Consider the following 26,700-nt stretch of genomic DNA (forward strand, 5'->3'; position numbering starts at 1 on the left):
GTTGTCGTGGGTGACGGAGCGCGCCGACGGCGCGGCAATCCGTTGAACGCACCGTGATACCCATCACAGGGTATCGATCTCGTCTTCCCTGCTCAAGGCCGATGATCAGGCGAACCTGCCCTTCGCCGGGACGGCGTTGGCATCAGCCATTCGCCACCGCGGTCGGCTCGCACGGCTGCGGAATCCTCCGGCGGGAGCAACCGGAACTCCGCTCCCCGGCTCCGTCCACAGTGGCCTGTATCCGGCAGTCGATCTCGGCTCAGCGGCGGTTGACGGCCCGGTCCAGCAGGTCCTGCAGCAGGTCCTGCTCCTGCTGCGTCAGCCCGGCCAGCGGCGATTGCTCGGTGAGGAGTTCGAGGAGCTTCGCTCGGAGCGCATCGCCTTCCGAGGTGCGGATCAACAGCTTGGCGCGGCGGTCGGTGGGGTGCGGCCGACGTTCGATCAGCCCCTGGTTCTCCAACTTGTCGACGACGAAGGTGGCGTTGGACGGCTCGCAGCTCATCCGCTCGGCCAGCTCCCGCATGGTCATCGGCCCGGTCAGCTCGCGCAGCGCGGTCGCCTGCGCGGCGGTGAGGCCGAGTTTGACCGCGCGCTCGCGGAGGTGTTCGTCGATTTGCCGAGACAGCCCGTTCACCAGCCCGCACAGCACCCGCTCGGCGGTGACTTGCGGTTCCGGCGTCGTCATAGCCGAAGCCTAGCAGGACATACATCAAAGCCATTATTTTTACAACTTGAATATTTCAAGCAGCTCGAACCGGGTGGGGCGACGTAACGCAAAGCGGTCGCCGGGAGTCACGGGCTTCGACCAGCCGAGTGATCCGGTGCGGCGAACGGCCGGTTGATCAACAGCAACCGGCCCAGTGATCGTTGACAACGCTTCGGGTCCGGGCTTCTACTCGACTCGCGTTCTTCAGAGCGCGGATTCCCGGAAAGACCCGCGATGGACGGCTGATCGCCGGTCGAACCGAACCCGCGTGCCGTCAGGGTTGCCGGAAGGGGAACAGTGGACAGGATCCTCGCGACGCATGCCGGAAGCCTGATCCGACCACCCGAACTGCTGTCCTTCCTCGCCGCCAGGGAACGCGGTGGAGCCGATGACGAAGACGCCTACGCGCGGTGTCTGCGCGATTCGGTCGCCGAGGTGGTGCGCCGCCAGGTCGAGGCCGGGATCGACGTCGTGGACGACGGCGAGATGGGCAAAGCAAGCTGGATCACGTACCTGTACGAGCGGGTGAGCGGCCTGGAAACCCGGCCGATGGACACCGACGGCGCCAGCATCCTGCCGCCCAGCCGCGACCGCCAGGCGTTCCCCGGTGCCTACGCCGAACTCGACGCGTTGGACGAAGCCGCCAACCGGCAGAGCACTGCCGCCGCCGAAGGCGCGGGGAACGAGACGGCGGCCGAGGGCGCGGTGGCGTGGGTGTGCACGGGGCCGCTGCGCTACGACCGGAGCGCGCTCGATCGGGACATCGCGAACCTCACCGCCGCGCTCGCCGATCACGAAGGCGCACAAGCGTTTCTTCCCGTCGTGGCACCGGCCAGCGCCTACTGGCTGACCAACGAGTACTACCAGGACGACGAAGAATTCGTGTTCGCGCTCGCCGACGTGCTGCACGAGGAGTACGAGGCGATCGTGGACAGCGGGCTGCTCCTGCAGGTCGACGACGCGGTGCTGATGCACGAGTGCGACACCATCATGTCGCGCGGCGGATCGTTCGAGGACTACCGGCGGTGGGCCGAACTGCGCGTGCGCGCCCTCAACCACGCGCTGCGCACCATCCCGGAGGAGCGGGTGCGCTACCACCTGTGCTTCGGCAGCTGGCACGGCCCGCACGCCTTCGACCCGCCGCTGCGGGACGTGGTCGACCTGGTCCTGCAGGTTCGCGCCGGGGCCTATGCGATCGAGCAGGCGAACCCGCGGCACGAGCACGAGTGGCGGGTGTGGGAGGACGTGCGGCTCCCCGAAGGCAAGAAGCTGATCCCCGGTGTCGTGACGCACCACACCAACGTCGTCGAGCATCCCGAACTGGTCGCCCAGCGGCTGACGCGGCTGGCCAAGGTCGTCGGCCGGGAGAACGTGCTCGCCGGGACCGACTGCGGCTTCGCGCAGGGAGCCTTCGTCAAGCGCGTGCACCCCGAGATCCAGTGGGCCAAGCTGACCGCGCTCGCCGAAGGAGCACGGCTGGCCACCCGGGAGCTGTGGGGCACCGCGGCGGGCTGACGGAGCCGAGCGATCGGCGGTCCTGCCCTCGGCGCCACCAGAAGGCCCATCGACGAGCTGCTGCTCGCCAAGAACCCGCTGATCACCTTCGAATCGCGGGCGGGCGATCACCACCCGCCCGCGACCTTTCCCGCGCAGTCCACCGGGAGCAGGCCGGAGGCCGCTCACCGAGCGCGCTGTTCGGACGCACCTCCCGCGGCCAGCGACTGCCCATCGGCAGACCCGCTGGCATCGGTGCTCGACCGCAGCGATCCATCCACATCCGCTGGCAACCCGCGCTGCACCCGGCCCAGCACCGCGAGCAGGACGACCATCGCGACCGGGAAGATCGCGAAGACGAAGAAGGTCCCCTTGGCGCCGACACCAGCGTCGAGGAGCAGCCCGGCGAGCCAAGGCCCGAGCATCGCGCCGAGCTTCGAAACCGATGCCGCCCAACCACCACCGCTGGCCCGGATCGCGGGCCGGTAGAAGATGCTGGAGATGCTGATGACGCCGCCATTGCCGCCGACGATCAACACGTTGGCCACGAGCAGCACGAGCACGTAACCAACGGTTCCCAGCGGCGCGAACCCGATCAGCACCAGGCACGGCACCGCGAGCAGCGGCATCCACATGATGGCCCCGGCGCCCCGGCGGTCGATGAACCGACTGATCAGGGCCTGACCGACCGCGCCCGCGATCGAGGCCCCCGCGGCGAGGCTCGCGGCAGCCGAGACGCTGAAACCCATCTGCTCGTTGAGGATCGGGCTCCAGAAGGTGAGGTAGAAGACCACCGTCGCGGAGCAGAACCAGGCTGCCCAGACCAGCGGGGTGATCAGCGCCAGCCGACCCCGGAACAGCGCCGCAGGCGTGAAGCGACTCCGGTCCACGGCCTGCGTGCCCACCACGAAACTCGCGCCGGAAGGCAGCTCGATACCCGGACTGACCCGGCGGAGGAGGGCGATGAGCCGATGCCGAGCGAGATCGCGCTGCGCCAGGAACTTGATGGACTCCGGCAGGAACAGCAACACCGGAACGAGCACGACCAACGATCCGATGCCGCCAGCCAGGAAGACCGACTGCCAGCCGAAGTGCGGGATGAGCAGGTTCGAGACCGGCCCGCCCGAGGCAGCGCCGAGGCTGTACCCGATCATCACGATCACCACGGAGGTGGATCGCAGCCGCGTGGGCGCGAACTCGCTCACCAATGCCCACACCAGCGGCAGGGCGCCGCCAATGAAGAAACCGGTGGCCAGCCGCAGGATCACCAGCTGCGGGTAGTCCGCCGCGAAGGCGAACGCCACCATGAACAGGCCGAAACCGGCCACCGACCCGACGATCGCGGGTTTGCGTCCGAACTTGTCGCCCAGGTACGTGATGGCGATTCCGCCGAACAGCGTGCCCACCACGCCGATGGTTCCCAGGGTGCCCAGCTGCGTGTTGCTGAGCCCGAAATCGGCCTTCAGGTAGCGACCGGCGAACGAGATGATCTGGAGATCGAAACCGTCGAGGAACGTGACCAACCATGCGACGGCGAAAAGTGCGACCCAGAACCGTCCGATCTTCTGGTTCTCGATCACCGGAACCACGTCGATGACCGGACTGCTCGTCGTTGAATCCGACACTGCACACTCCCTTGTGCGCTCGCGGGACCAGGACCAATCGACACGGGGAGTGCCTGATCCCGATGCAGCGGACGGGGTGTGACCGGTTGTCCGGCCACGATCTCCGCGCGATGACTGGCGATCGGGGCTCTCCCCCGCCAGCATCCGTTTCGTCAACACCGGTCTGCGCCGCCGCGGGCGGCCTGTCTTCGAACTCGTCCTGCGCGGGTGCGGGTAGCGGAGCGGCTGGCGCCGCTTCGGAACTCGAAGCCGAGATCGAAGACAGGCACTACGACCGGTTGGTCACGGCGTGGTGTCGAGTCCGGTTCGGACGATCAGCCGGTCGCCTTCGAAGCGGACCGTGTCCGGGCAGGAGGCGGTGAGGAACTCGACTTCCGCCGACACCTCGTCGAGCGCGACGATCCGGGGTTCGAGGTTCTCCTGCGGCTTCACGAAACGGGCGCTCCAGCGGAACTCCCCGTCCGCCAGTTCGAGCTCCGCGATGAGGCCCGGTCCACCGGGGTGCTTCACGCGCGCCACGAAGTCCCAGCCGAAGATCACCTGGCTGAGCCCGTAGAAGATCGGCTTGCCCCGGTACACCTCGATGGGCTGGATGACGTGGGCGTGCGAGCCGAAGACGACGTCCGCGCCCGCATCGATCGAGGCCTGGGCGAGGGTGCGCTGGTAGTCGACGACCTCGCGCTGGGACGAGACGCCGAAGTGGAAGAACGCGATGAGGATGTCGACGTCCTCGCGCTGGGCGGCGAGGTCGGCCCGCAGCGCTTCGACGTCGGCGGGATCGGGGGTCGTGATGACCTTGGCGGGTAGTCCGGGCAGTTCGATGAGCCGGGGGTGCGGCTGGTACGACGTCGTCACGTGGATCGGCACGACGCCCGCCTGGGTGTCGGTCGCCTCGTGGCCGTGCGGCCAGAAAACCGCCGTCCGGGAGACCATGCCGATGGTCTTGCCGTCCACGGTGAACCGGGCGGGCTGGCGCGCGCCGGTGCGGTCCAAACCCGCCCCGGTGTGCGCGATCCCCGCTGCGTCGAGCTGCTTGATCGTGGTGCCGATGGGATCGGCCCCGAAGCTCACGTTGCTCGCGAGGTTGAGCATCCGGAAGCGCGCCTCGGCGAGGTTCGGCGCGTGGCCTTCGCCGACGTGCTTGAAGCCTGGCTTGTAGAACAGCTCCGCGGGCTCGGCGAGCAGGCCCTCAAGCGTGCCGACCGCGAGGTTCAGGGTGTCGAGGTACGGCATCAGGTCGCGGAACGGGTTCGAGTCGGTGGCGAAATCCGCGAGGTTGATGTCGCCGACCGCTCCCATCCTGAACGGACCGGATGTGGCCATCGCGTGGCTCCTTACTTCCTGTTGTCTCCAGCGCCGCCGGGTACCGGCTCTCGCTTCGCGTCGTCGCTCCCGTGCCGAGACTTGATGTGTCCGATATTCGTAACTGCTGTACGAAATATCAATCTACTTATCCTGAACAGGCGAGTCAACGCCGGACGACCCACTGCCGCATCGGCTCGGCGCGAAGTCAGCCCGGCATGGCGCGCGAGGACCCGAGCGCAGGCGCGCGGATTGGGCTGGGCAGTACGTTGCGTGGAAGTCCGGGTTCTTACCGCAACCGATCACTCACGGGTGCCGGTCGGCGGCGCTCAGATCCGCACGGCCCCGGCGATGCGCCCCGCCGCGTCGACGACGAGCGGGGCCTTGTCCTCGATGTCGTCGATAACGTTCGGGAACAACACCGTCACGCACGCTTCGCTCGGCCCGACTTCCGAGGGGACCGGCGCCGAGATCGCCGTCGCCTGGTAGCCCATCACGGCGTCGCGCGCGGCGAATCCGGCGGCCCGCGCCTGCCGCAGTTCCTCGTCGTCGTCCGGGCCCGGCTCGAACGTCAGCCGCAGCGCGAGTCCGGAGGTGCTGGTCTCAAGCGATCGGCGGGTGCCTTCCCGCGAGCGCACCGCCATCCGGGCGAACTCGGCCTCGACGGCGAGCACGTAGACGACCTCGTCGCCGTCGCGCAGTCCGAGGACCACGGTCGTGTTGAGTTGCTGCGCCAGCGACCTGATGATCGGGAATGCCGCGCTGCGGAGGTCCTTCTGCACGCTGCGCGAGAGGGTCAGCAGCCCGAGCCCGAGGTCGTACATGCCGTTCGCGACTTCGGTGCTCAACAGGTGGTGCTGCGAGAGGGTGCGGAGCAGGCGGTAGACGACCGGGCGGCTCAGCCCGAGGGCCCTCGCGATCTGCTGCGCGGTGAGCGGCCGCCCTTCGGCAGCGAGGACTTCGAGCACCTGCAGTCCTCGGCTCAGGGTCTGCGACACCGAACGATCGAGCTCGTTGCGCGCGCTGACCTCATCGTGAGCCGGAGGTACGACATCAGACTGCTCCACTGGAAGCACGTTATCAGCCACAACGCGCGAGTAGCATCGCCGCACGCCCGCCGACCGGACCGGGAGGTTCAGATGACGAACGAGGCCTGCTACCGGCTGACCGCCTGCCTCCTCGCCACCGCAGGCGCACTGCGATGACCCCGGCCGAGCTCAGGGCGGCGTGCCTGGCGTTTCCGGGCGCGAGCGAGGAATTCCCGTTCCCGCGCTACCCCGAGCGATCGGTGTTCAAGGTCGCCGGGCGGGTGTTCGCGATCAGCTCGCTGGCGGACGAGCCGCTTCGGGTGAGCCTCAAGTGCGAGCCAGCACTGGCGGTGCAGCTGCGCCTCACCCATCCCGCGATCAAGCCGGGCCATCGGCTCAACAAGCAGCACTGGAACACCATCACCATCGACGGATCGCTGGCGGATCGCCTGCTGCTCGACCTGATCGAAGACTCCTACGACCTCGTCGTCGCCGCGCTCAAACCCGCCCAACGCGCCCGCCTTCGAGAATGACCGGCTCGGCGCAGCCGATCACCAGCCGCGTTCTGGAACGTGTTCCAGCCTTCGCCCGACGTGCTACATCGACGACGAACAGATCACCGACCGAGCCGTGCACGCGAACACACCACCACACGCGGCCCCAAAACAGGCGTTAGTGCAATGCCCAATTCAACGACCCGAACACGGCACAACCCGACCGCAGTGCTCATCCCAACAAAAGTTCAACCCGACAGCCAACCACTCTGCTTACAAAACAAGTTCACATGCCAACAACTCGCGGTCAAACCCCATCGGAGAGCTGGTCCGAGAACAGGCCGGGAACACCACAAAACGCAAGAAGCCGACGAGGGGTGACCACCGCACCGTGGGGGGCTTGGGGGGCTCGGCCCCCCAAAGTCATAACGCGAAGAGCCCCGTCGACAAAGTCGACAGGGCTCTCCCACTCTTCGCGTGGAGCTGAGGGGAATCGAACCCCTGACCTTCTCGATGCGAACGAGACGCGCTACCAACTGCGCTACAGCCCCTGGTTGAGTGCTGCGGAGAGCTTAGCAAGCCTCCGGATCAGCACTCGCAGCACCCCCTGATCAGCACTCGCGGGTTATTCGCCGGAGGCGCGCCGATAGGGCTCCCAGGTGCGTTCGTCCAGCTCATCGAACATCGGGTCTTCGTCGTCGATCTCCACGCGCACCGCCTGCGCGGCCGGTCGGCGGTCGGCGGGGCGTTCGGCTTCGCCGGTCTCGTCGTCGACGTCCTCGTCGTACTCCTCGACCAGCTCGTCGTCTTCGTCGTAGTCGTCGACTTCGTCGCGCTCGCCGGTCATCCGGGCCAGTCGACGGCTGCGGACGTCCTCTTCGATGTGGACCTGCCGACGCAAGTAGGTCAGGTAGCCGACGAGCCCCAGGTCGATGGCGCCGTGCGCCCACCAGACCATGGGCCACATCAGACCGGCCAGCAGCGCGGTGGTCACCGCCACGAGCAGCATGACGAGCACGATCCGCTGCCGACGGGCGTACTTGGCTCGTGCGGCCAGTGCGGCGGCTTCCGGGTCGAAGCCGCCACGGCCCGGCCGGTAGCGACGTCCGGCCCGGACGTCGTCGCTGTGCACCCGTCGCCACGAGTTGTCGGACTCGTGCTCTTCGACGACGTCGTCCCGGTCGGTGTCAGGCATCCCGAACGCCTCCTCCACCCTGTCGGTTGTCGCGGCTCCGGGCGTTGCCGGTCGCCGACCGCTGCCTCGCCGAACCACTCGCGCGGCGAGCGCGGAATCGGTGGTCTTGGACACTTCCTGGCGGCGGCGGGCGAACATCGGTACCAGTACGACCAGCCACGCCGCTGCCAGTGCAGCGAAGATCAACGAGCTGGGCATGCCTCGCCACCTCCCCCTGGCCACCAGCAGCACACAAGCCTGCGATCGCCACGCTAGCCACAGCAGTCACTTCTGTCTCGGAGCCACGCCGAGTCACATCGGTTCCCCAGCGAGAAGAAAACCGCACGTTCAGAGCAATCGGCGGCAACATCGTCACCGGCGTGTCGCCTTCCGCACCGCCGATTGCCGCGCGCGGCACCGCTGTTCGGCGCAGCTCGACTCAGTCGGCCCTGCTCAGCGGTGACCGTGCGTGGTCAAAATCTCGGTACCGGATAGGTCAAGGATCGGTATCGGCGGTAACGCTCAGGGGTGGCTGGCTCCACCGGCCCGGACCAGCCTGGTCACCGCGCCGTCCGGGATGTCCTCGACGGTCAGCGCGTACACGTAGTGGTCCCGCCAGGCACCGGCCACGTCCAGGTACCGGTGGAACAGCCCTTCGCGGCGGAATCCGGATTTCTCCAGCACCCGCACGCTCGGCTGGTTCTCCGGCCGCACGGTCGCCTCCAGCCGGTGCAGTCCGACCGGACCGAAGCTGTGGTCCACGGCCAGCGCGACCGACGCCGTGGCGACCCCACCGCCGGCCAGCCGCTCGGCCACCCAGTAGCCGACCCACCCGGAGCGCAGCGCACCGCGCACGATGTTGCCGATGGTCAGCTGCCCGGCGAACTCGCCGTCGACGGTGATGACGAACGGCAGGGCCTGGCCTCGGCGGGCCATGCCGCGCAGGGCACCCCATTGCGCGGGCCAGGACATCACCGCGTTGCGCTCCTGCCAGCCACCGATCGCGGTGGGTTCCCATTTTTGCAGGTAGAGGCGGTCGCGCAGCCGAGTTCGACTCCAGGAGGAAGCGTCCCGAAGACGGGGCGGGCGCAATGCGACGGCGCCGCGCGCGGTGATCAGCGGCCCGAGCCGCATCGGCCAGCCGGGGTGTCGGCCGATCGCGAACCCATCAGCGTCGGTGGGCTGCATCGGCGGATCACGCGCGCTGGGAGAGGAACCGAACCTGCACGTCCTCCCCCGCCGCTACCTCGGTGGTGTCTTCGTCCACCACGACCAGGCAGTTGGCCTCGGCCAGCGACGCGAGCAGGTGCGAACCGGAGGTGCCCAGCGGTTGCACCAGGTAGGAGCCGTTCTTCGGATCGCGCAGCAGCTGACCGCGGAGGAATCCGCGCCGCTGCTTGGTCGAGGTGATCGGCGAGAGCAGCTCGGCCGACACGGTGCGCCGGTGCGGGTTGAGCTTGCCCAGCGCGGCGCGGATCAGCGGTCGCACCAGCACCTCGAAGACCACCAGCGCGCTGACCGGATTGCTGGGCAGCACGAAGGTCGGGATCTCGTCCGGGCCGAGTCTGCCGAAGCCCTGCACCGAGCCGGGTTGCATGGCCACCCGGGTCACGTCCAGTTCGCCGAGGTCGGCCAAGGCCGCGCGGACCTCGCTGCCCACCGCGCCCCCGGCACCGCCGATGATCACCACCATCTCGGACAGCAGCAGCCTGCCTTCGACGACTTCGCGCAGCCGTCGCGGATCGCTGTTGACGATGCCGACCCGGGTGACCTCGGCCCCGGCGTCGCGTCCGGCGGCGGCCAGTGCGTAGGAGTTGACGTCGTAGACCTGGCCCTGGCCGGGCGTCCGGTCGACGTCGACGAGTTCGTCGCCCACCGAGATCACCGACAGCCTCGGCCGCGGGTGCACCAGCACCTTGTCGCGGCCCACCGCCGCCAGCAGCCCGACCTGCGCCGCGCCGATCGGCGCGCCACGCCGGACCGCGACGTCGCCGGTCTGCACGTCCTCACCGGTGCGGCGGACGAAAGCCGCGGACGGCACCGCGCGGCGCACCGTGACCTTCGCCGGGTGTTCGTCGGTGTAAGCCAGCGGCACCACGGCATCGGCCAGCGTCGGCAGCGGCGCACCGGTGGCCACCCGCACCGCCTGGCCGGGCTGCAGTCGGCGCGGCTGCCGCGATCCGACCGGGATCTCCCCGACGACCGGCAGCACGGTCGATTCGTCGACGGCCGTCTGCACGTCGATGCTGCGCACCGCGTAGCCATCCACCGCGGCCTGGTCGAAGCCGGGCAGCGCCTGTTCGGCGATGACCTCTTCGGCGCACAGCAAGCCCTGCGCCTCGGAGATCGCCACCCGGACCGGCGCTGGCCGGACGGCGGCCGTGAGCACGCGCGCGAGCTGCTCGTCCACTGACCTCATGGCTGTCGACCTCTTCTCGCGTGCCCGAGCCGTGGCCAGGCCTGGCGCGCGGCGTTAGCTCCTGCTCATCCGTTCGACGAGCCAGTCCCGCAGGTCCGGCCCGTACTCGGGATCTTCCAGCGCGAAGTCCACCGCAGCTTTGAGGAAACCGCCAGGATTTCCCAAGTCGTGTCGCCCACCGCGATGAACAACTACGTGCACCGGGTGTCCTTCGGAGATCAGCAACGCTACGGCATCGGTGAGCTGAAGTTCACCTCCCGCGCCAGGCTCGATGCGCCCCAGCGCGTCGAAGATCGCTCGATCCAGCAAATAGCGCCCGGCCGCAGCGAAGGTGGACGGGGCCTGTTCGGGTGTCGGCTTCTCGACCATGCCCCGGACCTGCTTGACGTCGTCGGCGTCGGTGTCGGTGACGTCGAAGACGCCGTAAGCGGAGATCTGCTCGCGCGGCACGTCGAAGGCGCACAGCACGCTGCCGCCGTAGCGGGCGCGCACCTCGGCCATCCGCACCAGCACCCCGCGCGGCAGCACCAGGTCGTCGGGCAGCAGCACCGCGACCGCCTCGTCGGCGTCGGTCAGGTTCGGTTCCGCGCAGCCCACCGCGTGGCCCAGCCCCAGGGCCCGGTCCTGCACGGCCGTTTCCACGGCGATCAGCGCGGGTCCACGGCGGACTTTTTCGAGCAGCTCGTCCTTGCCGCGGTCCTTCAGGGTCTGCTCCAGCTCGGGCTGCGGCTGGAAGTACTCGGCGACCGCCCGTTTGTCCGGTGAGGTCACGATGACCAGGCGTTGCGCACCCGCTTCGGCGGCTTCGGCGGCCACCAGTTCGATACCGGGGGTGTCCACGACCGGGAGCAACTCCTTGGGCACCGCCTTGGTGGTCGGCAGGAACCGAGTTCCGAGACCGGCGGCGGGCACGATGGCGGTCCGGAACGCTTTGGGCGTGCTCGTCGGGCTGCTCATGGCCAGGGAGCCTATCGGTCATACCTACAGTGGAGCTGTGAGCTCACTGGATGAATCGTGTACGACCAAATCGCAGTGGCGCAACTTGCTGCTGGAGCAGCGCCGCGAGGTCGACGAGACCACCCGGTCCGCTGAGGCGGGCGCGTTGCAGAAGGCACTGCTGCGGTGGCTGGGCGACCGTCCAGTGCGGACGGTGGCGGCGTACGTCCCGGTCGGCGGTGAGCCGGGGTCGCCGGGCCTGCTCGACGCGCTGCGCGAGGCCGGGCTGCGGGTGCTGCTGCCGATCGTGGTTCGCGGCGGGCCGCTGGAGTGGGCCGCCTACACCGGTCCGGATTCGCTGCGGTCGGCCGGGTTCGGCCTGCTGGAACCGGTTGGTGATCGGCTCGGACCAGCCGCGATCGGGGAGGCCGAGGCGCTGCTGGTGCCCGCGCTGGCCGTGGATCACCGGGGTGTGCGGCTGGGGCGCGGGGCCGGGTACTACGACCGGTCGCTGCCGATGGCCGCGCCGGGCGCGGCGCTGATCGGCATCGTCCGGGACCGCGAATTCGTCGACGAACTGCCCGGCGAGCCGCATGACGTGCGGATGAACGGTGTGCTGACACCACGGCGTGGGGTCGTGGCACTACCCATGTGACATAGCAGTGTTTGCACCGGACACCCGATCTGGCGCATTATCGAGTTAGCACTCCTGCTGTTTGAGTGCCAAAGACGAGATGCCGGAGGTTCGCGGCCGTGCCCACATACCAGTACGCCTGCACCGAATGTGATCACCGTTTCGAGGCGGTGCAGTCGTTCAGCGAGGACTCGCTCACCGAGTGCCCGGAATGCAGCGGCCGACTCCGCAAGCTGTTCAACGCGGTGGGCATCGTGTTCAAGGGCAGCGGCTTCTACCGGACCGACAACCGCTCGTCGAACTCGTCGTCGAGCACCACGACGAGCAGTTCTTCCTCCTCCAGCGACAGCGGCTCGTCGTCGAACGGCAGCGGCGGTTCGTCCTCCGATTCGAGCTCGTCGTCTTCGAGCAGCAGCTCTTCGACCACCACGGCCGCCGCTTCCTGAGCTGGCACAACCGCAACTCCCGCCGACCGCCCGCCGCGGTCGGCGATTTTCGTGTGCACGGGCAGTGACGGTCGGAAAATCGTTCGAGTGAGCCGAGTTGTCCACAGCGGACCGGTTTGTGCACAGATTTCCGTTCCCGCCTTCCGCTGCGCCGCGCAGCTCCCTAGCTTCGGAAGCCGTTGGATCTTCCGCGAACCCGGTGAGTCGATCATGGCATCGGACGACCGTCTCAACTCGACACTGCGCGACCGCATCGGCGCATTCGTCCTCGCACGGCGGGGAATTCGCCTGCACGTGCTGCGCCGGTTGACCGCTGCGGCGCTGTTGCTGCTGGCGGCGGTGTTGGCGGTCCAGCCGCGCCACGGGCCACCGGAATCGCGGGTGGCGGTGCTGGTCGCCGCGCGCGATCTGCCGCCCGGCCGGGTTCTGTCGCATGTGGACGTGGCGCGCCGCGAGATGCCCGCCGAGCTGGTGCCGGACGGCACGCTGCGGGAGGCCACCGCAGCCGTCGGCCGGGTGCTGGGCAGCGCGGCGCGCGGCGGCGAGCCGTTGACCGACGTGCGGTTCAACGGTCCGGCGGTGGCCTCCGGTGGCGCCGGGACGGCGTCGGCACCGGTCCGGCTGGCCGATCCGGACGTCGCCGACTTCCTGGTCCCCGGCAGACGCGTGGACCTCATCACAACGATCACTCGATCGGGTCATACTTCGGTGCTCGCCGAGAATGTCCCGGTGATCGCCGTCCAGCCGCCACGAAGTCGCCACGACCAGGGAAGACTCATCTTCGTGGGGTTACCGGAGGGGCCCGCTGCGGCGGTGGCCGCGGCATCTCTCACCCAGTCGGTGACCGTTACGCTCCGCTGAGTGGCGTCGCGCGTCGATCCACTATCGATTCGGCGCATCATCCATCCGGGATCTTCCGGGTTGCATTGATTTGGAGAGGAGCTTCCAGCGTGCTCAAGGGCTTCAAGGACTTCCTGATGCGCGGCAACGTGGTCGAGCTGGCCGTCGCGGTGGTCGTCGGCAGCGCGTTCACCGCGTTGGTCACGGCCTTCACCACCAGCATCATCAAGCCGATCATCGCGGCCACCGGGGGCGGGAACGTCACAGGCCTGAGCATCCAGCTGCGCGCCGGCAACACCGCGTCGATCATCGACTTCGCCGCAGTGATCAACGCCGTGATCACGTTCTTGATCACGGCCGCGGTGGTCTACTTCCTGTTCGTGATGCCGCTGAAGAAGATCACCGAGCGGCGCAAGCAGGGCGGGGACACCGAGTCCGAGCCGACCGACGTCGAACTGCTGCTGGAGATCCGCGACCTGCTGCGCCGCGAGCAAGGTCTACCGGAGATCCAGGGCCTGGTCGTCGACGAGAAGACCGGGTCATCCGCCAACGGTCAGCAGAAGTGAGCACCCGGCCGGGAACTCGTTCGGCGTGACGCGGCGGGTGCGCACCGACCTGCCGCGGCGCTTCGAGAGGCCTCAGCGCGCGTCGTGGTGCGGCGGCCGGTTCTCCCGGTACCAGCGGTCGTCCTCCGCACCGGGAGCCCGGTCCGGGCGGTCGTCGGAGGTGCTCTCCGGCAGCACGTCGCCGAAGATCTCGGCGAGCTTGCGCCGCCGCTCCCGACCGTCCTGATCCGTCTTGCCGTCCAAGTCAAACCCTTCCACCAGCGCCTAGCGCCGGTCACACCCCCATCATCCCCCACCGCCGCGAGCGCGCGGGAACCTCGCCGACCGCTGCTGTGATGTCGGTTACAGTTAGGTTGTTGCAGGTCAAATGCCGCGTGAGCGGCGCAAGGCGTGGCTCACCGGCAACTAGGCCACGGGAGGCAAGAGATGAGTTTCCTGGAGAAGGCCAAGGAACTGGCGAATCAGGCGAAGGGCAAGGCGGAGCACCTGGCCGAGCGGGCGGGGCCGAGCGCCGTCAAGGGACTCGACGCGGCCAAGTCGAGCCTGGACAAGGCCACTGGCGGCAAGTACCACGACAAGATCGAGAACGTCAGCCACAAGGTCGAAGGCATCATCAAGCGGGAGCACCACCCGGACGGCCAGCCCCCGAAGGGCCCCGAAGCCCCTGGCGACAAGGGCCCCGAGGACACCGGTGGCACCACCGAACCGCCGAAAACGCCCTGACCAACACGCGAAAACGCAGGCGGTTGGACGCCGCCTGCGTTTCGGTGCTTGTCTTTGATCTTGTTTTTGAAGCGGCGCAGCCGTTCAGTCCACGCCCGCTACTTGCACTGCAAAGCAAAACGAGTTCAAAGACAGGTATTCAGGTCAGGTTGCGTCCAGGCCGGAGAGTTGTTCGATCACGTGGGCCACCAGTGGCGTCAGGGTCGCCATGCCGTCCCGCACTGATGCCCGGGAGCCAGCCAGGTTCACCACCAGGGTGCTGCCCGAGACTCCGACCAGACCGCGCGACACCCCTGCCTCGACCGCTCCCGCCGCCAGCCCCGAGGCCCGCAGGGCTTCCGCGATGCCCGGGATCGGGCGGTCCAGCACGCCTGCCGTCGCGTCCGGTGTGACATCCCGTGGTGACACCCCGGTGCCGCCGGTGGTGATCACCACGTCCACCCCACCGATCACCGCGGTGTTCAGCGCGTTGCGGATGTCCACCGTCTCCCCAGCCACCGCGACGGTCCCGTCGACGATGAAACCGGCCTCCTCCAGCAACTCGGTCACCAGCGGACCGATGTTGTCTTCCTGCTCGCCTTGAGCGACCCGATCGTCCACCACGACCACGAGGGCCCGCCCCAACCGCTGCGCGCTGCGTTCCATGCCGGTAACCGTAGTGCCAAGGTCCATCCCGGTCAGATCCAACGACCCGGTGAGATCGACCAACCGCCGTGCCCGATGTGGGACAACAGCACCTGTTTTGTCGGACATGTTCCTCCCAGTTCTCCAGTGCACCAGCCCGGTGCGCCGCCGACCGCGCCGGGCTCCCCAGTGGGGGCATGGCAGCCCGACGCGGTCGGCGCGGAACACGGCCGGTGGAGTCCGGCCGCGCGTTCAGATCACCCCTGTTGCCCGATCAGGGTGGCGTCCACGGTGCGGTTCCCATCGGCGATGGTGATCCGCACCCGGTCGCCAGGGGCGTGCGAGCGGACCGCCGCCACCAGCGAGTCGGGGTCCTGGATGGCTCGGTCGTCGACCATGGTGATCAGGTCACCGGGACGGATCCCGGCCTGCTCGGCGGGTCCACCGGGCACCACGTCGCGGACCAGCGCGCCAGGCTGCTGACCTGCGCCGATCGTGACGCCCAGGGTGGTCTGGGTGGCCGAGCCGGTGTCCTTGAGCTCGGTGGCGATGCGCCGGGCCTGGTCGATCGGAATCGCGAAGCCGAGGCCCACCGACCCGGCCTGCTGCTGACCGGAACCGGGGCTGTAGATCGCGGAGTTGATGCCGACCACGCGCCCGTCCATGTCCACCAGCGGACCACCGGAGTTGCCGGGGTTGATCGCGGCGTCGGTCTGCAGCGCGTTGAGCACCGTGTCCTCACTGCCGGACTCACCACCGGCGCGCACCGGGCGGTCCTTGGCGCTGATGATGCCGCTGGTGACGGTGCCGGAGAGGCCGAACGGCGAACCGATGGCGACCACCGGCGCGCCGACCGGGAGATCGTCGCTGCGACCGAGTTCGACCGGCGTCAGGCCGGTGATGTCGGCCTTGACCACCGCGAGGTCGGACTTCGGGTCGGTACCGATGACCTGCACCGGCGCCGAGCGGTTGTCGTGGAACAGCGCGGTGAGCCGACCGGTGCCCTGCCCCTCGCCGTCGACGACGTGGTTGTTGGTGAGGATGTAGCCGTCGCTGCTGAGCACGATCCCGGATCCCTCACCGCCACCGCGCGAGGTCACCAGCTGCAACTGGACGACGCTGGGCAGCAGCTTGTCGGCGACCTGCTGCACCGAGCCCTGCGGCGCGGTGCTCGCGCTGCGCGCGGGCGGCGGCTGGTTCAGCGAGGTGATGCCGGAGCCGTCGTCGCCGAGCTGGTACCCGACGAAGCCGCCGACTCCGCCGCCGACGAGTCCGGCCACCAGCGCGAGCCCCACCGCCCCGGCGATCAGCCCGCCACGCCGGTTGCGCGGGTGCCCCATCGGGGCCGCCGCGGTGTACCCACCGCCAGCGGACCAGGGCTGCGACTGGGGGAACTGCTGCGTCGAGTGTGGCGGCTGTTGCTGCTCAGTCGACTGCTGATAGGGCGACTGCTGATAGGGCTGCTGGTACGGCTGCTGCGGCGGCACCCCGGCTGGTGGCGTGTCGCCTGCGCCCGCAGCGGAGCTCGCCTGCGGTTTCGGTTCTTCCGGCTGGGCGCCGGAGGAATCCGGGGTGTGATCGGTCATGGTTCTACTCTGCGCCAGGCAACTGAGAAGTGCCTGAGATCAACCTGTGGAGCGCCCTGAAAACGATCCGCCGCACTGTGATCTGCGACCTACCCGGGATGTGCGACCTACCCGGCTGCTGGCGTCCGCAGCCGCGCGGCGATCTGCTCCGGTGTCGCGTCGTTGATCCACACGGCCATGCCGGATTCCGAACCAGCCAGGTACTTCAGCTTGTCCGCCGACCGCAGCACCGAGAAGACCTCCAGGTGCAACCAGGAAAGCTCCCGGCCGGTGCGCACCGGAGCCTGGTGCCAGGCAGCGATGTAGGGCAGCGGACGGTCGTAGAGCCCGTCGAGGCGGCGCAGCACATCCAGGTACGTCACCGCGAAGTCGTCGCGCTCGGCATCGGTGAGCGCCACGATGTCGGGCACCTGCCGGTGCGGTACGAGGTGCACCTCGACCGGCCAGCGCGCGGCGGCGGGCACGAAGGCGGTCCAGTGCTCGGAGTCGACGATCACGCGCTGCCCTGCGGCGCGTTCGGCCGCGAGCACATCGCCCTGCACGTGCCTGCCGTGCTGGGCCCGGTATTTCTCGGCGACCTGCAGCATCTTCTCGGTCTTCGGCGTGATGAACGGATACCCGTAGATCTGGCCGTGCGGGTGGTGCAGCGTGACCCCGATCTCCTCGCCGCGGTTCTCGAAGCAGAAAACCTGCTCCACACCGGGTGTTTCGGCCAATCCCGCGGTCCGGTCGGCCCAGACGTCCACCACGTCGCGGACGCGCGCGGGGCTGAGCCGCCCGAAGGAGGAGTCGTGGTCGGAGGTGAAGCACACCACCTCGCAGCGCCCGCGAGCGGGCGCCGACGGCACCATCGGCATCCCATCCACAGTGGACTCCCGGCCGGGGATGCCTTGGGCGAACGACGGGAACTGGTTCTCGAACACGACCACGTCGTAGTCCGATTCCGGGATCTCGGTGGGTCGGCTGGGGCCGCTCGGACACAGTGGACACAGCTCGGTCGGCGGCTTGTAGGTCCGCGACTGCCGGTGCGCGGCGATCGCCACCCACTCGCCGGTCAGCGGGTCCCGCCGCATCTCCGACGCCGGGGCCTGCGGCGGCAGGTCCCTGGTGTCCGCGGCCTGCCGAATCCGCGTCGGGTCGGCGTCGAAGTAGATGATCTCCCGACCATCGGCAAGGCGTCGCGCCGTCCGCTTCACTGCTCCTCCACGGTGCCTTGCGGGACACCCGCACCCGATCGGCCCCGACGAGCCGGGGAAAGAGTGTGGCCCATCAGTCCTCCACGGTCTCCCGCTGATCGGCCAACAACACCTCGACGTGCTCGGCCAGTGCCTGGCGCGCGTCCGCCGGTAATCCCTCGTCGCTGATCAGCAGATCTACCTCGTCGAAGTCGACGATCGTGGAGATTCCGACGATCGACCACTTGGAACTGTCGGCGACCACGACCAACCGACCGGCCGCCTCGGCCAGCGCCCGGTTGGTCTCGCTCTCGTTGAGGTTCGGCGTGGTGAACCCGGCCCGCGGCGCCATCCCGTGCACGCCGAGGAACACCAGGTCCAGGTGCAGGGAGCGCAGCGACTGCACGGCGACCGGCCCGACCAGCGCGTCCGACGGGGTGCGCACTCCGCCGGTGAGCACCACCGTGCGGTCGGTGCGGCCGCGTTGCTGCAGCGCATCGGCGACCCGCACCGAGTTGGTCACCACCGTCAGGTCGGCCACGTCGTCGAGGTGCCGCGCGAGGGTCCAGGTGGTGGTTCCCGCGGACAGGCCGATCGCGGTACCCGGCCGGACCTGCTCGGCGGCCAGCCGCGCGATGGCCTCCTTCTCGGCGAGCTGGCGCACCGACTTCGCCTCGAAGCCGGGCTCGTCGGTGCTGCGGCCGACCATCGAGGTGGCGCCGCCGTAGACCTTCTCGACCAGGCCGCGACGGGCCAGCACGTCGAGGTCGCGGCGGATCGTCATGTCCGACACGCCCAGCCGGAGCACCAGATCACCGACCTGCACCGCCCCGGTCCGCCGCACCTCGTCGAGGATCACTTCCTGGCGTTGCCGCGCGAGCACTCCACCCGTCCCCTCACCTCAGCTCAACTCCGAAGGGTTGCGCGAACGGTCGGCTTGCCTGGCGGTGCGTTGGGTGCCACCCGCGCAGCGGCAAGCGGCTGCGCCGCTCACCGGACGTCCGCAGCGGCCACCCGATCCGCACAACCTCAGAAACCAACATACCCGAACGGGTGATAGGCCGGGTCATAGGCGGAGCGCGGGGAATTCCAACATCACGATCGGTACTCGATGTTTATTGCTGTTCGGTGTACGACGTGCTTCCGGGCAGTGACATGCGCAGCAACGCACCGCCCTCGGGCGCCTCGCCGGCCCAGACCGAACCACCGTGCCGCTCGGCGACCTGCTTGACGATCGACAGGCCCAGACCGGAGCCCGGGAGGGGCCGCGCATCGGACGAGCGGTAGAAGCGTTCGAACACGTACGGCCGGTCCGCGGCGCCGATGCCCGGCCCGCTGTCGGCGACCTCCAGCACGGCGTTGCCGGTGGCCTCCTCCGGATGCAGCTCCATCCGCACCCGGCCGCCCTCCGGACTCCACTTCGCCGCGTTGTCCAGCAGGTTCAGCACCGCCCGCTCCAGCGCGGTGGCGTCGCCCATCATCACCCACGGCTGCAGGCGGATGTCGAACTCGACGCGCGGCGCCCGGCGCCGCGCCCGGTTCAGCGCGCGCTCCACCACGTCGACCAGGTCCACCGGCTCGTGCACCGCCTGCGGGGTGTCCTCCCTGGCCAGCTCGACGAGATCGCCGACCAGCGCGGACAGTTCGGTCACCTGTGCCTCGACATCGGCGAACATCTCCGCACGGTCCTGTTCGGACAGCGTCGGCGCGCCCGGCCGGGCCGACGCCATCAGCAGTTCCAGGTTGGTGCGCAGCGAAGTCAGCGGGGTGCGCAGCTCGTGCCCGGCGTCGGCCACCAGCCGCCGCTGGCGTTCCTGCGACTCGGCCAGCGCGATGAGCATCCCGTTGAAACTCGTGGTCAACCGGGCCAGCTCGTCATCCCCGCCGACCGGTATCGGGCGCAGGTCACCGGTGAGCGCGACGCGTTCGGCCGCCGCGGTCAGCCGCTGCACCGGTCGCAGCCCGGCTCGGGCGACCGCAGTCCCGGCGGCTGCCGCGAGCAGGATCCCGGCGCCGCCCATCACCACCAGCACCACGCTCAGCTGGGCGAGCGTCCGCTGGGTGGGTTGCAGCGGGCTGGACATCACCAGCGCGGCGTTCTGGCCGGTCGGCACCGCCACGACGCGGCTGTTGGTGCCCTGGTCGGTGCGCAGCGACTCGCGGGTCTCGCCCCTGGCGACCGCGAGTTCCGCGTAGCTCACCGGCGGCCGGTCGGGCGGGCCGACCACCACGCCGTCGGCGGAGAGCACGCAGATCTTGAAGTTCGCCGCCACGAAGAAGGCCACCGGCACCTGCTGCAGGTCAGCGGTGCGCACCAGCGGACCTTCGGCGGCCTCCACCGCGCGTTCGGTGAGGTTGTCGTCGACCTGCTGGTAGAGGCTGTCGTGCACGGTGATGAACGCCGCCACGGACACCAGCGCGACGGCCCCGGCCACGCAGATCGCGGCGAGCCAGGTGACCCGGTTGCGCAGTGACACGCGTTGGAAACGGCCGTTGGCGGACGACTGCTGCAGATCGGGCGGGGGCGGTGCGGGAAAAGTCACGGTGGCGTCTCTCGAAGCACGTAACCAACGCCGCGGACGGTGTGGATCAGGCGCGGTTCGCCCTCGGCCTCGGTCTTGCGGCGCAGGTATCCGACGTAGACCTCCAGGGCGTTGCCCGAGGTCGGGAAGTCGTAGCCCCACACGTCCTCCAGCAGGCGGCTGCGGGTCAGCACCTGCTTCGGGTGCGCCATCAGCAGTTCCAGCAGGGCGAACTCGGTGCGGGTCAGGCTGATCGAGCGCTCGCCGCGGCGGACCTCGCGGGTGCCGGGGTCCAGCTCCAGGTCGGCGAAGCGCAGCGCGGCCGGTTGCGCGTCCTGCCCGAGGTCCGGCGGGCTGGCGCGGCGCAGCAGCGCGCGCAGCCGGGCGAGCAGCTCTTCCAGCGCGAACGGCTTGGGGAGGTAGTCGTCGGCGCCGGCGTCGAGGCCGGCGACCCGGTCGGACACCGCGTCTCGCGCGGTCAGCACCAGGATCGGCAGGTCATCACCGGTGCTGCGGAGTCGGCGGGCGACCTCCAGCCCGTCCAGGCGGGGCATCATCACGTCCAACACGATGGCGTCCGGGCGATTGCTGGCCAGGAAGTCCAGGGCCTGTTGACCGTCCGCCGCGAGCTCCACCTGGTATCCGTTGAACTGCAACGACCTTCGCAGGGATTCCCGCACGGCACGATCGTCGTCGACGACGAGGATGCGCATGCGCACAGTTTTACCCCTGGCCCTGAGAAGTAGCTGAGAACCCGCCGGACGTCGCGGAACCGCGTGACATCCGTCTCCGCTCAGGCGTGATCCCGGCGCTCGCCATCACCCTTCGTGATCACGAGCGCCGGATCGGTCACCGCTGCTGGAAGTGCCTGATGAGGGCGCGCGGCACGAGCTTGCGCTCGCCGTCGACGACGATCGGCACCAGGTCGGGCACCGCCGCCTTCCACTGCGAACGGCGGTGCCGGGTGTTGCTGCGGGACATCTTCCGCTTGGGAACGGCCACGTTGGTCCTTCCAGGGGTTGGGTCGGGCGGTCAGCGCGTGCGGTCGCCGTAGCGGCGGCGGAACTTCTCGACGCGGCCCTGGGTGTCGAGCACCCGCTGGTTGCCGGTCCAGAACGGATGCGAGTACGCGGTCACGTCGACCACGATCAGCGGGTAGGAGTTGCCGTCCGTCCACTCGGTCCGCGCGTCGGACGTCGCGGTGGAGCGGGTCAGGAAGCGGTCGCCGGTGGTCCGGTCCTGGAACACCACCGGCCGGTACTCGGGATGGATGCCGCGTTTCACGCGCTCTCCTTCGAAGTCGGGTCGCAAGGCGCGCTCACGACCGGTTGCCGCTCTCGCCGCTGGCGTCCGCGGCCGTGTCCCTGGAGTTGCCCGCCGGGTCGGTGCCGCACGGGTCGGTGTGCCACTCGCCGAACGGGTCCGGGTAGCTCGCCCACTGCTGCGCACCGGCGGCGATTTCGTCGTCGGTCAGCAACGCGTGGCGCAGTGCTCGGACGATGTCCCGGGGGTTGGCCTGGTGGGCGATCACCACCAGCTCCTGGGTCCGGTCGCCGTAGTAGTCGTCCCAGATCAGCGAGGCTCTGACCTGGCGTTCCGGCGAGATGTCGGCCCACTGGTCCGGCTCCAGCGCGGCCAGCCACGGCCCGCCGTGCGCGACGCCGAGCCCACCACCGGCGGACTCCAGCCACAGCGCCACGTCCGGCTGGCTGGCCACCCAGACCCGGCCGCGGGTGCGCACCACGCCGTCCAGCAGCACGTCGATCGTCTCGTGCAGCCGTTCCGGGTGGAAGGGGCGGCGTTCTTCGAACAGCACCGTCGACACCCCGGCATCGGTGTCCAGCGGCGGCTGCCCGCGCAGCAACCGGCCGTGCGGCCCGTCGATCGCACCGCGCCGCGCATCGCCCGCGACCTCGCCCAGCAGCGCGGAGAACTCCAGGTCATCGAGGTGTGCGGTGGGTGCGTTCGGCGTGAGCCGGGCGATCACGGCCGCGGTGCGCACCTGGTTCCAGCGGTCGTCGGCGCGACCAGCCAGCACGATCGCGTCGGCGAACTCGACCTGTCCCACCGCGACCTGCGCGACGGTGCGCTCGTCATCCGCGCTGCCGCCGAGCGCGCGTTCGGCGAGTTCCTCCTCACCGGTCGCATCGGCCAACCAACTCGCCAGGTCGACGGAGGTGACCACGGCCTCGATGTCGACGTCGTCGACGAGGGGACGGCCGTCCACCACCACGTGCTGCAGCGCCCAGCAGATCGTCTCCGGCTCCAGCGCCGGATCGAGCTGCACGACGATCCGCGCCACATCGGGTGCCGCGGACAGCCTCCGCAGCAGCGGCAGCATGTCTTCGCGCAGCGTGCAGGACACGCAACCGTGCGCGAGTTCGAGTACCTCGGTGTGTTCGGCGGCGCCGTGCCGGACCAGGCGCCGGACCACGCCCTGGGTGACTCCGCGCAGGTCGTGGTGCACCAGCGCGGTGCCTGCCGGTTCTTCCCGCCGCGCCGCCTCGGCGGCTGCCGCGACCTGCTCCGCGCGGATCCCGGCCACCATGATCAGCGGGATCCGCTGGTTCGCGGACGACTCGGTTCCCATCCCCCACCTCAATCGACAATGATTTTCATCTGACTCGCACACACGGTACTCTCGATGGCAGGTAAAATGAAAATGGATGTCATTATCGAGAGGTAGGTCATGTCCGTCCGCTGCCAGGTCACCGGGAAGAAACCCGGCTACGGCAACCAGGTCTCCCACTCCAACCACCGCACCCGCCGCCGCTGGCTGCCCAACGTGCAACGGCACCGCTACTGGCTGCCCTCCGAAGGCCGCTGGATCCGGCTGCGGGTTTCGGCGAAGGGGATGAAGACGATCGAAAAGCGCGGCATCGAAGCCGTGGTGTCACAACTGCGAGCGCGCGGGGAGCGCATCTGATGGCCAAGAGCACCGACGTCCGCCCGGTGGTCAAACTGCGGTCCACCGCCGGTACCGGCTTCACCTACGTGACCACCAAGAACCGCCGCAACAACCCGGACCGCCTGGTCCTGCGCAAGTACGACCCGGTAGCCCGCAAGCACGTCGAGTTCCGCGAGGAGCGCTGAGCCCGGACCCGGTCGAGGGATGAGCGATTTCACGCGAAATCGCCGGAACATCCGCGACCGACGACCGGCTCGATCCGTTTCGAAAGGAGTGGCCGAGTGGCCAAGAAGTCCAAGATCGCGCGCAACGAGCAGCGTCGCGAGATCGTCGCCCGCTACGCGCGGCGGCGCGCTGAGCTGAAGAAGATCATCGTCGCGCCCGGCAGCAGTCCCGAAGACCGCCTCGCCGCGCAGCGCGAACTGCAGCGCCAGCCGCGCGACGCCAGCCGGGTTCGGCTGCGCAACCGGGACGCCATCGACGGGCGTCCGCGTGGCTACCTCCGCAAGTTCGGCGTGTCCCGGGTGCGGCTGCGGGAGCTGGCGCATTCCGGCGAACTGCCCGGCGTTCGGAAGTCGAGCTGGTGAGCCGTGCCGAACTCGGATCGGCGCAGCGTCCGCCGCAAGCCCAACCTGCTCCAGCGCGAAGGCGTCATCGAGGTCGACTGGAAGGACACCGCGCTGCTGCGCAAGTTCCTGTCCGACCGGGGCAAGATCCGCTCCCGGCGGGTCACCGGCCTGAGCACGCAGGAACAGCGCGAAGTCGCGAAGGCGATCAAGAACGCCCGCGAAATGGCTCTCCTCCCCTACCCGGCCAACACCCGCAAGTGACCGGTCCCACCGCTGCGGAGCCGGTCGCCGAACCGGCTCCGCGCGGCGGCCCGGGTGCGTGTCGGGATGTCCGCGCACCCGCGCCCTGACCAGGCAAAACCCACACCTGCGAGGTCCGCTGGGGCAGCCGGGCGGGGCACGGGTGCCCGTCGCCTGGTCACCCGCCGTGGCACGGCAGGATGGGCGGCGATGACGATCGCCGGACGAGTACCCCAGTTGACCGATTCCGCCCCCGCCGCAGACCTCTACGACGTGATCAACCGCCGCCGCGACGTGCGCCGGGAGTTCACCGGTGGCGAGCTCCCCGAAGAAGTGCTGCGCCGCGTGCTGACCGCCGCGCACAGCGCGCCCAGCGTCGGCCTGTCCCAACCGTGGGACTTCGTGCTGGTCCGCGACGACTCGACCCGCCGCGCGTTCCGCGAACACGTGCTCGCCGAGCGCAGCGTCTTCGCCGCCCAGCTCGACGGGGAACGCGCCGAGACCTTCACCAAGATCAAGGTCGAGGGCATCGTGGAGTCCTCGCTGGGCATCGCCGTCACCTACGACCCGAGCCGAGGTGCACCCCAGGTGCTCGGCCGTCACGCGATCGCCGACGCCGGGCTGTACTCGGTGTGCCTGGCCGTGCAGAACCTGTGGCTGGCCGCCACCGCCGAAGGCCTCGGGGTGGGCTGGGTCAGCTTCTACCGCGAAGAGTTCCTGCGCCGCCTGCTGGGCATTCCACCCGGGTTGCGCCCGGTGGCATGGTTGTGCGTGGGCCCGGTGCGGACGCTGGCCGACACGCCCGACTTGGAACGACACGGTTGGCGGCAGCGGCTGCCGCTGGAGGAGGTCGTGCACTACGACAAGTACGGTCACGGTCGCACCCGGTAACCTGTATTCCAACAAAACCGCACCAGCACGCGGTTCCACTACTAGGTGTGCTCCTGCGAGGACGCAGTGCAGCAGGATGATCCGCTGATGGTCGGCCATCTTCCGGCCCAAGACCGCCAGGTGCGGTTGCTGCTGGATTCCGGCCGCTTCGCCGAAGCCGACATGGCGTTCGACGAGCTCATCGCGGCCGGACCGAACCGCGTCGAGGAACGGTGGAGCCGGTCCACCGTGCTGGTGCACCGCGCCTCGCTGGCGTGGCGCCTCGAACACATCCCGCTCGCCTTGGAGCTGGTCGCCGAAGGTTGGACCGAGCTGGACGTGGACCATCCCGAGGGATCGGGCGCCGCGCACACCATCAGCATGCTCGGCTACCTGCTGGAGACGATCGGGCACCGCGGTCCGGCGCTGAACCTGATGGCGCTTTCGGTGCAGATCGCCCGCGACGCGGGCGATCTGGCGGCGTTGGCGCACTGCCTCAACCGGGAGGGCAACGCGCGGGTGTTCCGCGCCGTGACGAGCCCGGCCGAGTCCGCCAGGCAGCAGTTCGAGCTGGCCCGCGACCTGTTCGACGAATCGCAGTCGCTGGCCAAGCCGGGTCAGGTGAAGCGATCGGCGCTGGCCGGATTCGGGCGGGCGCTGGCCGGAGTCGGCGAGGTGGAGACCGCGGAGCGGTTCGGTCTGGAGGCGCTGGCGCTGGGCCGCGCCGCCGACGACTGGTTCACCGCATCGGTGGCGAACTGGGTGCTGGCCGTGGTCCGGCGCGACCAGCACCGGCAGGAGGAGGCGCGCACCTTCGCCAGCCGCGCCCTGGACGGTGCGGAAACGATCCGCGACACCATGCTGATGATGCAGTTCTCCCTGGACCTCGCGGCGATCTGCGAAGCGCTCAACGACCCGGTCGGGGAAGCCGCCGCGCTGCGGCGGACGGTCGCCGCGAGCAGCACCGCGGTGGAGGTGCTGCAGGAAGGGCTGGGCCAGGCGCTGGAACAACGCCGGGTGGCGGTGCAGGCCCAGCGGATGGCGATGGCCGCACGCGAGGCGGCGCTGCGCGACCCGCTGACCGGCCTCACCAACCGGCTCGGCCTGGAGCGCCACGCCCCCATGCTGCTGGAGCGGACCGCCGCGGCCGGGCGGGTGCCGTGGCTGCTGCTGCTGGACGTGGACTGGTTCAAGGACGTCAACGACCTGGCCGGGCACACCGCGGGCGATGTGGTGCTCCAGGAGATCGCGCACCTGCTGCGCCGCGAATGCCGGGCCGACGACCTGCTCTGCCGGTGGGCCGGGGACGAGTTCGTGGTGCTGCTGGTCGACGCCTCGGAAGACTCCCGCAACGCCGGTCCGATCGTCGCCGAGCGGATCCGGGCCGCGGTGCACCTGCACGATTGGCAGCTGGTGCTGGGGCGCGTCACGAAGGCACCGACGGTCAGCGTCGGCGTCGCGGCCGGCCCGGCGAAGCTGGAACACCTGTTCGCCGCTGCCGACATCGCGCTGTACCGGGCGAAGCGGGCCGGGCGAAACCGCGTGGAGATCGACCGGAGCCAGCCTGCCACGGACCGGTCGACCACGGGTTGAGGCGGCCGCGGCTCGGCTAGGATCGATCGCCATGCCCACCGCGCTGCGACTCCACCGGCGACCGAATTCCCCGGCGCAGCACGGTAGAATCCACAGTTCACCCGGAACCCGGAACCCGGAACCCGGAACCCGGAACCCGGAACCCGGAACCCGGAACCCGGAACCCGGAACCCGGAACCCGGAACCCGGAACCCGGAACCCGGAACCCGGAACCCGGAACCCGGAA

General features: G+C 69.4%; 31 protein-coding genes and 1 tRNA gene. 13 read left to right on the forward strand and 19 right to left on the reverse strand.

Features of this window, described 5'->3' with window-relative positions; all coding sequences use genetic code 11:
- Positions 1 to 259: 259 nt before the first annotated feature.
- Entirely contained in the window at positions 260 to 685 is a 426-nt protein-coding gene (locus ACTWQN_RS35440; RefSeq protein ID WP_443208038.1) for a MarR family winged helix-turn-helix transcriptional regulator, read from the reverse strand.
- A gap of 318 nt (positions 686 to 1,003) precedes the next feature.
- Between ACTWQN_RS35440 and ACTWQN_RS35445 the strand changes: the two genes are divergently transcribed.
- Positions 1,004 to 2,221 carry a cobalamin-independent methionine synthase II family protein gene (locus ACTWQN_RS35445; protein WP_443208039.1) on the forward strand — a complete coding sequence of 406 codons (1,218 nt, stop codon included), beginning with the start codon at positions 1,004 to 1,006 and terminating at the stop codon, positions 2,219 to 2,221.
- A 164-nt stretch (positions 2,222 to 2,385) separates the two neighbouring features.
- Here the strand turns inward: ACTWQN_RS35445 and ACTWQN_RS35450 are convergent, their stop codons facing one another.
- From ACTWQN_RS35450 to ACTWQN_RS35460, 3 genes are all read right to left on the reverse strand, one after another.
- On the reverse strand, positions 2,386 to 3,825 hold the full coding sequence (locus ACTWQN_RS35450; RefSeq protein ID WP_443208040.1) for an MFS transporter: 1,440 nt from the start codon (positions 3,823 to 3,825) through the stop codon (positions 2,386 to 2,388).
- Between the two features lie 282 nt (positions 3,826 to 4,107).
- The gene (locus ACTWQN_RS35455; protein WP_443208041.1) at positions 4,108 to 5,148 is read right to left on the reverse strand and encodes a CapA family protein; all 1,041 of its coding nucleotides are present in this window, start codon (positions 5,146 to 5,148) and stop codon (positions 4,108 to 4,110) included.
- Positions 5,149 to 5,456: 308 nt separating this feature from the next.
- Positions 5,457 to 6,194, reverse strand: a complete 738-nt coding sequence (locus ACTWQN_RS35460) for an IclR family transcriptional regulator (protein ID WP_443208042.1) — start codon at positions 6,192 to 6,194, stop codon at positions 5,457 to 5,459.
- A 134-nt stretch (positions 6,195 to 6,328) separates the two neighbouring features.
- Between ACTWQN_RS35460 and ACTWQN_RS35465 the strand changes: the two genes are divergently transcribed.
- Positions 6,329 to 6,688, forward strand: a complete 360-nt coding sequence (locus ACTWQN_RS35465) for an MmcQ/YjbR family DNA-binding protein (RefSeq protein ID WP_443208043.1) — start codon at positions 6,329 to 6,331, stop codon at positions 6,686 to 6,688.
- Between the two features lie 439 nt (positions 6,689 to 7,127).
- On the opposite strand, the gene ACTWQN_RS35470 is transcribed toward ACTWQN_RS35465, so the two are convergent.
- The 5 genes from ACTWQN_RS35470 to ACTWQN_RS35490 form a co-directional block, all read right to left on the reverse strand.
- Positions 7,128 to 7,200 (reverse strand) — tRNA-Ala (locus ACTWQN_RS35470).
- Positions 7,201 to 7,274: 74 nt separating this feature from the next.
- Positions 7,275 to 8,042: a divisome protein SepX/GlpR gene (sepX, locus tag ACTWQN_RS35475; protein WP_443208044.1), complete on the reverse strand. Its 768-nt coding sequence runs from the start codon at positions 8,040 to 8,042 to the stop codon at positions 7,275 to 7,277.
- 303 nt (positions 8,043 to 8,345) lie between these two features.
- Positions 8,346 to 9,011, reverse strand: coding sequence for a GNAT family N-acetyltransferase (locus ACTWQN_RS35480; protein ID WP_443208045.1), 666 nt, complete (start codon positions 9,009 to 9,011; stop codon positions 8,346 to 8,348).
- A gap of 7 nt (positions 9,012 to 9,018) precedes the next feature.
- The gene (gene glp / locus ACTWQN_RS35485) at positions 9,019 to 10,242 is read right to left on the reverse strand and encodes a molybdotransferase-like divisome protein Glp (RefSeq protein WP_443208046.1); all 1,224 of its coding nucleotides are present in this window, start codon (positions 10,240 to 10,242) and stop codon (positions 9,019 to 9,021) included.
- Positions 10,243 to 10,296: 54 nt separating this feature from the next.
- Positions 10,297 to 11,199 (reverse strand): UTP--glucose-1-phosphate uridylyltransferase, encoded by a 903-nt coding sequence (locus tag ACTWQN_RS35490; RefSeq protein ID WP_443208047.1) that lies wholly within the window; start codon positions 11,197 to 11,199, stop codon positions 10,297 to 10,299.
- A 37-nt stretch (positions 11,200 to 11,236) separates the two neighbouring features.
- On the opposite strand from ACTWQN_RS35490, the gene ACTWQN_RS35495 reads away from it, so the two are divergent.
- The 4 genes from ACTWQN_RS35495 (at position 11,237) to mscL (ending at position 13,664) form a co-directional block, all read left to right on the forward strand.
- Positions 11,237 to 11,833, forward strand: a complete 597-nt coding sequence (locus ACTWQN_RS35495; protein WP_443208048.1) for a 5-formyltetrahydrofolate cyclo-ligase — start codon at positions 11,237 to 11,239, stop codon at positions 11,831 to 11,833.
- A gap of 98 nt (positions 11,834 to 11,931) precedes the next feature.
- Positions 11,932 to 12,258 carry an FmdB family zinc ribbon protein gene (locus ACTWQN_RS35500; protein ID WP_443208049.1) on the forward strand — a complete coding sequence of 109 codons (327 nt, stop codon included), beginning with the start codon at positions 11,932 to 11,934 and terminating at the stop codon, positions 12,256 to 12,258.
- A gap of 210 nt (positions 12,259 to 12,468) precedes the next feature.
- Positions 12,469 to 13,119, forward strand: coding sequence for an SAF domain-containing protein (locus ACTWQN_RS35505; RefSeq protein WP_443208050.1), 651 nt, complete (start codon positions 12,469 to 12,471; stop codon positions 13,117 to 13,119).
- 89 nt (positions 13,120 to 13,208) lie between these two features.
- A complete protein-coding gene (mscL, locus tag ACTWQN_RS35510) occupies positions 13,209 to 13,664 on the forward strand; it encodes a large conductance mechanosensitive channel protein MscL (RefSeq protein WP_443208051.1) in 456 nt (151 codons plus the stop codon).
- Positions 13,665 to 13,736: 72 nt separating this feature from the next.
- Here mscL and ACTWQN_RS35515 read toward each other — a convergent pair whose 3' ends face one another.
- Positions 13,737 to 13,907, reverse strand: coding sequence for a hypothetical protein (locus tag ACTWQN_RS35515; protein ID WP_443208052.1), 171 nt, complete (start codon positions 13,905 to 13,907; stop codon positions 13,737 to 13,739).
- 183 nt (positions 13,908 to 14,090) lie between these two features.
- On the opposite strand from ACTWQN_RS35515, the gene ACTWQN_RS35520 reads away from it, so the two are divergent.
- Positions 14,091 to 14,387, forward strand: a complete 297-nt coding sequence (locus ACTWQN_RS35520) for an antitoxin (RefSeq protein WP_443208053.1) — start codon at positions 14,091 to 14,093, stop codon at positions 14,385 to 14,387.
- A gap of 144 nt (positions 14,388 to 14,531) precedes the next feature.
- On the opposite strand, the gene ACTWQN_RS35525 is transcribed toward ACTWQN_RS35520, so the two are convergent.
- From ACTWQN_RS35525 to mrf, 9 genes are all read right to left on the reverse strand, one after another.
- Positions 14,532 to 15,032: a MogA/MoaB family molybdenum cofactor biosynthesis protein gene (locus ACTWQN_RS35525; protein WP_443208054.1), complete on the reverse strand. Its 501-nt coding sequence runs from the start codon at positions 15,030 to 15,032 to the stop codon at positions 14,532 to 14,534.
- 236 nt (positions 15,033 to 15,268) lie between these two features.
- A complete protein-coding gene (locus tag ACTWQN_RS35530; protein WP_443208055.1) occupies positions 15,269 to 16,597 on the reverse strand; it encodes a S1C family serine protease in 1,329 nt (442 codons plus the stop codon).
- 107 nt (positions 16,598 to 16,704) lie between these two features.
- On the reverse strand, positions 16,705 to 17,793 hold the full coding sequence (galT, locus tag ACTWQN_RS35535) for a galactose-1-phosphate uridylyltransferase (protein ID WP_443208056.1): 1,089 nt from the start codon (positions 17,791 to 17,793) through the stop codon (positions 16,705 to 16,707).
- A 73-nt stretch (positions 17,794 to 17,866) separates the two neighbouring features.
- Positions 17,867 to 18,655 (reverse strand): DeoR/GlpR family DNA-binding transcription regulator, encoded by a 789-nt coding sequence (locus ACTWQN_RS35540; protein WP_443208057.1) that lies wholly within the window; start codon positions 18,653 to 18,655, stop codon positions 17,867 to 17,869.
- Between the two features lie 232 nt (positions 18,656 to 18,887).
- A complete protein-coding gene (locus tag ACTWQN_RS35545) occupies positions 18,888 to 20,315 on the reverse strand; it encodes a HAMP domain-containing sensor histidine kinase (RefSeq protein WP_443208058.1) in 1,428 nt (475 codons plus the stop codon).
- On the reverse strand, positions 20,312 to 21,007 hold the full coding sequence (locus ACTWQN_RS35550) for a response regulator transcription factor (RefSeq protein ID WP_443208059.1): 696 nt from the start codon (positions 21,005 to 21,007) through the stop codon (positions 20,312 to 20,314). Before ACTWQN_RS35550 ends, ACTWQN_RS35545 begins: the two co-directional genes overlap by 4 nt.
- A 136-nt stretch (positions 21,008 to 21,143) precedes the next feature.
- Positions 21,144 to 21,296: a 50S ribosomal protein L32 gene (gene rpmF / locus ACTWQN_RS35555; protein ID WP_443208060.1), complete on the reverse strand. Its 153-nt coding sequence runs from the start codon at positions 21,294 to 21,296 to the stop codon at positions 21,144 to 21,146.
- 30 nt (positions 21,297 to 21,326) lie between these two features.
- The gene (locus ACTWQN_RS35560) at positions 21,327 to 21,578 is read right to left on the reverse strand and encodes a type B 50S ribosomal protein L31 (protein WP_443208061.1); all 252 of its coding nucleotides are present in this window, start codon (positions 21,576 to 21,578) and stop codon (positions 21,327 to 21,329) included.
- Positions 21,579 to 21,612: 34 nt separating this feature from the next.
- On the reverse strand, positions 21,613 to 22,884 hold the full coding sequence (gene mrf, locus ACTWQN_RS35565; protein ID WP_443208062.1) for a ribosome hibernation factor-recruiting GTPase MRF: 1,272 nt from the start codon (positions 22,882 to 22,884) through the stop codon (positions 21,613 to 21,615).
- Between the two features lie 99 nt (positions 22,885 to 22,983).
- Here mrf and rpmB point away from each other — a divergent pair, with 99 nt between their 5' ends.
- From rpmB to ACTWQN_RS35595, 6 genes are all read left to right on the forward strand, one after another.
- Positions 22,984 to 23,220, forward strand: a complete 237-nt coding sequence (rpmB, locus tag ACTWQN_RS35570; protein ID WP_443208063.1) for a 50S ribosomal protein L28 — start codon at positions 22,984 to 22,986, stop codon at positions 23,218 to 23,220.
- On the forward strand, positions 23,220 to 23,387 hold the full coding sequence (gene rpmG / locus ACTWQN_RS35575; protein ID WP_132492926.1) for a 50S ribosomal protein L33: 168 nt from the start codon (positions 23,220 to 23,222) through the stop codon (positions 23,385 to 23,387). The genes rpmB and rpmG overlap by 1 nt, the downstream gene beginning before the upstream one ends.
- Positions 23,388 to 23,483: 96 nt before the next feature.
- Positions 23,484 to 23,789, forward strand: a complete 306-nt coding sequence (rpsN, locus tag ACTWQN_RS35580; RefSeq protein ID WP_443208064.1) for a 30S ribosomal protein S14 — start codon at positions 23,484 to 23,486, stop codon at positions 23,787 to 23,789.
- Between the two features lie 3 nt (positions 23,790 to 23,792).
- On the forward strand, positions 23,793 to 24,032 hold the full coding sequence (rpsR, locus tag ACTWQN_RS35585; RefSeq protein WP_443208065.1) for a 30S ribosomal protein S18: 240 nt from the start codon (positions 23,793 to 23,795) through the stop codon (positions 24,030 to 24,032).
- Between the two features lie 189 nt (positions 24,033 to 24,221).
- The gene (gene bluB / locus ACTWQN_RS35590; RefSeq protein WP_443208066.1) at positions 24,222 to 24,902 is read left to right on the forward strand and encodes a 5,6-dimethylbenzimidazole synthase; all 681 of its coding nucleotides are present in this window, start codon (positions 24,222 to 24,224) and stop codon (positions 24,900 to 24,902) included.
- An 87-nt stretch (positions 24,903 to 24,989) separates the two neighbouring features.
- The gene (locus ACTWQN_RS35595) at positions 24,990 to 26,474 is read left to right on the forward strand and encodes a GGDEF domain-containing protein (RefSeq protein WP_443208068.1); all 1,485 of its coding nucleotides are present in this window, start codon (positions 24,990 to 24,992) and stop codon (positions 26,472 to 26,474) included.
- Positions 26,475 to 26,700: the final 226 nt, after the last annotated feature.

Origin of the sequence: Saccharopolyspora antiqui, assembly GCF_052246905.1 — a bacterium.
Classification (GTDB): domain Bacteria; phylum Actinomycetota; class Actinomycetes; order Mycobacteriales; family Pseudonocardiaceae; genus Saccharopolyspora.

Coding starts and splice junctions, on each gene's coding strand:
- ACTWQN_RS35440 (WP_443208038.1), bottom strand. CDS start 685: ATGACGACGCCGGAACCGCAAGTCACCGCCGAGCGGGTGCTGTGCGGG.
- ACTWQN_RS35455 (WP_443208041.1), bottom strand. CDS start 5,148: ATGGCCACATCCGGTCCGTTCAGGATGGGAGCGGTCGGCGACATCAAC.
- ACTWQN_RS35465 (WP_443208043.1), top strand. CDS start 6,329: ATGACCCCGGCCGAGCTCAGGGCGGCGTGCCTGGCGTTTCCGGGCGCG.
- sepX (WP_443208044.1), bottom strand. CDS start 8,042: ATGCCCAGCTCGTTGATCTTCGCTGCACTGGCAGCGGCGTGGCTGGTC.
- ACTWQN_RS35480 (WP_443208045.1), bottom strand. CDS start 9,011: ATGCAGCCCACCGACGCTGATGGGTTCGCGATCGGCCGACACCCCGGC.
- glp (WP_443208046.1), bottom strand. CDS start 10,242: ATGAGGTCAGTGGACGAGCAGCTCGCGCGCGTGCTCACGGCCGCCGTC.
- ACTWQN_RS35490 (WP_443208047.1), bottom strand. CDS start 11,199: ATGAGCAGCCCGACGAGCACGCCCAAAGCGTTCCGGACCGCCATCGTG.
- ACTWQN_RS35505 (WP_443208050.1), top strand. CDS start 12,469: ATGGCATCGGACGACCGTCTCAACTCGACACTGCGCGACCGCATCGGC.
- ACTWQN_RS35520 (WP_443208053.1), top strand. CDS start 14,091: ATGAGTTTCCTGGAGAAGGCCAAGGAACTGGCGAATCAGGCGAAGGGC.
- ACTWQN_RS35525 (WP_443208054.1), bottom strand. CDS start 15,032: ATGGAACGCAGCGCGCAGCGGTTGGGGCGGGCCCTCGTGGTCGTGGTG.
- ACTWQN_RS35530 (WP_443208055.1), bottom strand. CDS start 16,597: ATGACCGATCACACCCCGGATTCCTCCGGCGCCCAGCCGGAAGAACCG.
- ACTWQN_RS35550 (WP_443208059.1), bottom strand. CDS start 21,007: ATGCGCATCCTCGTCGTCGACGACGATCGTGCCGTGCGGGAATCCCTG.
- mrf (WP_443208062.1), bottom strand. CDS start 22,884: ATGGGAACCGAGTCGTCCGCGAACCAGCGGATCCCGCTGATCATGGTG.
- rpmB (WP_443208063.1), top strand. CDS start 22,984: ATGTCCGTCCGCTGCCAGGTCACCGGGAAGAAACCCGGCTACGGCAAC.
- rpmG (WP_132492926.1), top strand. CDS start 23,220: ATGGCCAAGAGCACCGACGTCCGCCCGGTGGTCAAACTGCGGTCCACC.
- bluB (WP_443208066.1), top strand. CDS start 24,222: ATGACGATCGCCGGACGAGTACCCCAGTTGACCGATTCCGCCCCCGCC.
- ACTWQN_RS35595 (WP_443208068.1), top strand. CDS start 24,990: ATGGTCGGCCATCTTCCGGCCCAAGACCGCCAGGTGCGGTTGCTGCTG.